Source organism: Variovorax sp. CF313, from assembly GCF_000282635.1.
In the GTDB taxonomy this organism is placed as follows: Bacteria; Pseudomonadota; Gammaproteobacteria; order Burkholderiales; family Burkholderiaceae_C; genus Variovorax.
Genome location: NZ_AKIW01000136.1, coordinates 1 through 5,377, shown reverse-complemented (window position 1 = coordinate 5,377; position 5,377 = coordinate 1). Strand labels below are relative to the sequence as shown.

At 67.6% G+C, this 5,377-nt stretch carries 4 protein-coding genes; all 4 read left to right on the top strand.

Translation table 11 applies throughout. The features are described from left to right. Positions 1-72 precede the first annotated feature (72 nt). The 4 genes from PMI12_RS26010 to PMI12_RS25995 all read left to right on the top strand — a co-directional run bounded on the left by PMI12_RS26010 (position 73) and on the right by PMI12_RS25995 (position 5,317). Entirely contained in the window at positions 73-1,074 is a 1,002-nt protein-coding gene (locus PMI12_RS26010) for a LysR family transcriptional regulator (protein ID WP_007838608.1), read from the top strand. A 78-nt stretch (positions 1,075-1,152) separates the two neighbouring features. After that, the gene (locus tag PMI12_RS26005; RefSeq protein WP_007838606.1) at positions 1,153-2,553 is read left to right on the top strand and encodes an NCS2 family permease; all 1,401 of its coding nucleotides are present in this window, start codon (positions 1,153-1,155) and stop codon (positions 2,551-2,553) included. A 111-nt stretch (positions 2,554-2,664) separates the two neighbouring features. Further along, positions 2,665-4,179, top strand: a complete 1,515-nt coding sequence (locus tag PMI12_RS26000; protein ID WP_007838605.1) for an ABC transporter ATP-binding protein — start codon at positions 2,665-2,667, stop codon at positions 4,177-4,179. Beyond that, positions 4,172-5,317 carry an ABC transporter permease gene (locus tag PMI12_RS25995; protein WP_007838604.1) on the top strand — a complete coding sequence of 382 codons (1,146 nt, stop codon included), beginning with the start codon at positions 4,172-4,174 and terminating at the stop codon, positions 5,315-5,317. Before PMI12_RS26000 ends, PMI12_RS25995 begins: the two co-directional genes overlap by 8 nt. Positions 5,318-5,377 lie beyond the last annotated feature (60 nt).

Genomic DNA, 5,377 nt, shown 5'->3' with positions numbered 1-5,377 from the left:
GGCCGCTGGTGTTGCCCCCGGCAGGGGGTTGGCGAAGCGACACGAAGTGCGCGAAGACTGGGGGGACGTCACATGCGTGACCAGGCACTTTTCGACAAGATCGATCTCCACCTGATCCGGGTGCTTCACACCGTGCTGACCGACCGCAGCGTCTCGCGCGCCGCCATCCGGCTGGGCATGTACCAGCCGGCCGTGTCGGCCGCGCTGAAGCGCCTGCGCGAGCTGTCGGGCGACCCGCTGCTGGTGCGCTCGGGCTCGGGCATGGTGCCGACCGATGCGGGGCTGCGCATGATCGAGCCGGCCGCCAGCATCCTGCGTGCGGCCGAGATGTTGTTCTCCGACGCGCGCGGCTTCGAGCCGCAGTCGGCGGCCACCACTTTCCGCATCGCGGCCAGCGACTACATGGACCCGCTGTTCCTGCCGATGCTGGTGGCGCACGTGAAGCGCGAGGCACCGCTGTGCCAGATCGAGATCCACGCGCTCACACCCGACTCGGACTACCACGGCCACCTCGCGCTCGGCCAGGTCGACCTCGTCATCGGCAACTGGCTCAAGCCGCCGGAAGACCTGCACATGGCGCGGCTCTTCGGCGACGAGGTGGTGTCCCTGGTCAACAAGGACCATCCGGCGGTGCGCCGCGGCTGGGACCTGGAGACCTGGCTCGCGGCCGAGCACATCGCGCCCACGCCCATGCATCCGGGCGGGCGCGGCATCATCGACCAGATGCTCGACGAGCTGGGGCGGCAGCGCAACATCACGGCGCGCTGCGCGCACTTCAGCCTCATCCCGGACATGGTGGCCTCGAGCCTGCTGGTGTTGACCACCGGGCGCCAGTACTGCGAGCGCTTCGCGTCGCGGCTGCCGCTGAAGATTCTCGATTGCCCCGTGGCGCTGCCGCGCCTCATGTACTACCAGCTCTGGCACGAACGCACCCATTCGTCGAGCTCGGCGCGCTGGCTGCGCGAATGCATCAAGGACGTGGCGGCGTCGCTGCGTCCAACGGTTTCCGCCCTGTCCGGTGTATCCGGCGCCGCAACGCGCCTGCCCGCCGCGCCTGAAACCTTCGATCCCTGAGAGATCCCCGTTCGCGCCGGCGTCGTGAGCGGGGCAACGATGAAGCAACCGCCACTACAACAGCTGGAGACAAGCGAAATGAGTACGTTCGAACAGGCGCCGCAGGGCGCCGATCCCCGCACGCCGGGGCATGTCGAGTCCGCGCGTGCGCGTGCGGCCGTGAGCGGTGCAAGCGGCCCGGGCCTGCTTGAACGCGTGTTCAAGCTCAGCGCGCACAACACCACGGTGCGCACCGAAGTCATCGCGGGGCTGACCACCTTCCTGACGATGGCCTACATCATCTTCGTGAACCCCTCGATCCTGGGTGACGCGGGCATGCCGAAGGGCTCGGTCTTCGTGGCCACCTGCCTCATTGCGGCGCTGGGCACGCTGATCATGGGCCTGTACGCCAACTACCCGATCGCCATGGCGCCGGGCATGGGGCTGAACGCCTACTTCGCCTACGTGGTGGTGCTCGGCATGGGCTACACGTGGCAGGTTGCGCTGGGCGCGGTGTTCATCTCGGGCTGCCTGTTCCTGATCGTCACGGTCACGGGGTTGCGGGAGCTGTTCATACAGGGCATACCGCAGTCGCTGCGAACGGCGATCACGGTGGGCATCGGCATGTTCCTGGCGCTCATCGCATTGAAGAGCGCTGGCGTCGTCGCGGCTTCGCCGGCCACCTTCGTCACGCTGGGCGACCTGCACTCGGCGCCGGTGATCCTGGCCACGCTGGGCTTCCTCATCATCGTGGCGCTCGACAAGCTCAAGGTGCGCGGCGCGATCCTGATCGGCATCGTCACGGTGACGGTGCTCTCGTTCTTCTTCGGCGGCAACAAGTTCCACGGCGTGTTCGACGCGCCGCCGTCCATCGCGCCCACCTTCATGCAGCTCGACATCCTGGGCGCGCTCAAGGGCGGCATCCTGAACGTGGTGCTGGTGTTCTTCCTGGTCGAGATGTTCGACGCCACCGGCACGCTGATGGGCGTGGCCAAGCGCGCCGGCCTGCTGGTGCCGGGCAAGATGGAGCGCATGAACAAGGCGCTGCTGGCCGACAGCGGCGCGATCTTCGCGGGCTCGTTGCTCGGCACCTCGAGCACCACGGCCTATGTGGAGAGCGCGGCCGGCGTGCAGGCGGGCGGACGCACCGGCCTCACGGCCGTGGTGGTGGCGCTGCTGTTCCTGGCCTGCCTGATGATCTCGCCGCTCGCGGGATCTGTGCCGGCCTACGCCACCGCGCCGGCGCTGCTCTTCGTGGGCTGCCTGATGCTGCGCGACCTGGTCGAGCTCGACTGGGAAGACACGACCGAGGTGATCCCGGCCGCCGTCACCGCGCTCACGATGCCCTTCACCTATTCCATCGCCAACGGCCTGGCCTTCGGCTTCATCACATACGCCGTGCTGAAGCTCTGCACCGGCCGGGCACGGGAAGTGCATGCGATGGTCTGGGTCATCGCCGCCGTGTTCCTGTTCAAGTTCGCCTATATCGGCGGACACTGACTTGAACTGAGCAAAGCGCCGTCGGGCGCCGATGGTCGCGGGGACGTTATTAAACTGATAGCCGTTTCCGCTTTGTTGCTGTTGACGAGACAAAAATCCACGAAACCCGGCATGACAACCCCAAGACTCCAACTGGCGAACATCACCAAGCGATATCCCGCGGTGGTCGCCAACAGCGACATTTCCCTGGCCGTGCAGCCCGGCGAGATCCACGCCGTGCTCGGCGAGAACGGCGCCGGCAAATCGACCCTGATGAAGATCATCTACGGCTCGGTCAAGCCCGACGAAGGCACCGTCATGTTCGACGGCCAGGCCGTGAACCTGCGCAACCCGCAACAGGCGAGGGCGCTGGGCATCAGCATGGTGTTTCAGCACTTCAGCCTGTTCGACACGCTCACGGTGGCCGAGAACGTCTGGCTGGGACTCGACAAGTCGCTGCAACTGGCCGAGGTGGCGCGCAGCATCACGGCCAAGGCGGGCGAATACGGGCTCGACATCGACCCGGCGCGGCCGGTGCACACGCTGTCGGTGGGCGAGATGCAGCGGGTCGAAATCATCCGCGCGCTGCTCACCAACCCCAAGCTGCTGATCCTCGACGAGCCGACCTCGGTGCTGACGCCGCAGGCGGTGGTCAAGCTCTTCCACGTGCTGAACAAGCTGGCCTCCGAGGGCTGCAGCATTCTCTACATCAGCCACAAGCTGCACGAGATCCAGGAGCTGTGCAGCGCCTGCACCGTGCTGCGCGGCGGCAAGGTCACGGGCGTGTGCAATCCGCAGAACGAAAGCACCCAGTCGCTGTCGCGGCTGATGATCGGCAGCGAGCCGCCGCCGCTGCAGCACCGGCCGGTGCATGCGGGCGCGGTGGCGCTGCGCGTGCAGGGGCTGACGCTGGCGCGCGAAGACCAGTTCGGCATGGACCTCGAGGGCATTTCGTTCGAGGTTCGCGCGGGTGAAGTGGTCGGCATCGCCGGTGTCTCCGGTAACGGCCAGAAGGAGCTGCTCTACACGCTGTCGGGCGAGGACGTGCGCGCCGAGGCGCCGATGGTCCGGGTGTTCGACCAGCCCGCCGGCCGGCTGCGCCCGCGCGCGCGCCGCGCGCTTGGCCTGCACTTCGTGCCCGAGGAACGGCTGGGCCGCGGGGCGGTGCCCACGCTGGGGCTCGCGCACAACCTGCTGCTCACGCGCGGCGATGCGGTGGGCCGGGGCGGATGGATCCGCACCGGCGCGCTCGAGCGGCAGGCGAAAGCCATCATCGAGCGCTTCAAGGTCAAGGCAGGAGGCCCTCGCGCGGCGGCGCGGTCGCTGTCGGGCGGCAACCTGCAGAAATTCATCGTCGGGCGCGAGATCGACGCCAACCCGAAGCTCTTCATCGTCTCGCAGCCGACCTGGGGCGTGGACGTGGGCGCGGCCGCGCTGATCCATGCCGAGATCCTCGCGCTGCGCGATGCCGGCTGTGCGGTGCTGGTGATCAGCGAGGAGCTCGACGAGCTGTTCAACATCTGCGACCGGCTGCACGTGATCGCCAAGGGCCGGCTGTCGCCCTCCATCGACCGCGCGGCCGCGACGCTGCCGCAGATCGGCGAATGGATGAGCGGCCTGTGGAAGAAGGAGGCGGCCCATGTTTAAGCTCGAACCCCGTCCGGAGCTTTCGCGCTTCTGGAGCTATGCCTCGCCGATATTGGCGCTGGCGATCACCGTGCTGATCGGCGTGGCGCTGTTCGCGGCGCTCGGCAAGGACCCGGTCAAGGGCCTGCTGGTGTTCTTCTACGAACCCATCAAGAGCGGCTATGCCATCGGCGAGCTGATGGTCAAGGCCACGCCGCTGCTGATCATTGCGCTGGGGCTGGCCGTGTGCTTCCGCTCGAACGTGTGGAACATCGGCGCCGAAGGGCAGTTCGTGTTCGGCGCCATTGCGGCCGGTGGCGTGGCGCTGCTGGCCGACAAGAGCACGGGGCAGTGGATCGTGGCCGCCATCCTGGTCGCGGGTGTCCTCGGCGGCATGGTGTGGGCGGGCATCGTCGCGTTCCTGCGCGACAAGTGCAACGCCAACGAGATCCTGGTGAGCCTGATGCTGGTCTACGTGGCGACGCTGCTGCTGGGCTACATGGTCTACGGGCCGTGGAAGGATCCGAACGGCTACAACTTCCCGCAGACCAAGACCTTCGAAGCGGTCACGCAGATCCCGCACCTGTTCAAGGGCTCGCGCGTGAGCATCGGGCTGGTCATCGCGCTGGTGGGCGCGGGGGCGCTGTGGGTGTTCCTGTTCCGCACGCGCGCGGGCTTTGCGCAGCAGGTCGGCGGGCTGGCGCCGGCGGCCTCGCGCTACGCGGGCTTCTCGGCGCGGCGCGCGGTGTGGATCGCGCTGCTGACCTCGGGCGGCGCGGCCGGCCTCGCTGGTGCGCTCGAAGTGGCGGGGCCGCTCGGCCAGCTCACGCCCTACGTGCCGGCGGGCTATGGCTTCGCGGCGATCATCGTGGCCTTCGTCGGGCGGCTGCATCCGGTGGGCATGATCTTCTCGGCTCTCCTGATGAGCATGTTCTACATCGGCGGCGAACTGGCGCAGTCGCGTCTCGGCTTGCCCAAGTCGCTCACCGGTGTGTTCCAGGGCCTGCTGCTGTTCACGCTGCTGGCCTGCGACACGCTCATTGCCTATCGCATTCGCCGCAAGGCGGCTGTCAAGGCTGCTGGCTTGACGACGAGTTCGCTGCAGGTGAGCACGCCGCTCACTGCGCCTGTCGCGCGGCCGAACGAAGGAGCACTTTGAATGAAGGCCTTGGCTTCGATTCGAATGCTGCGTGTGTCGGGGTGCGCTCACGCCGACGGG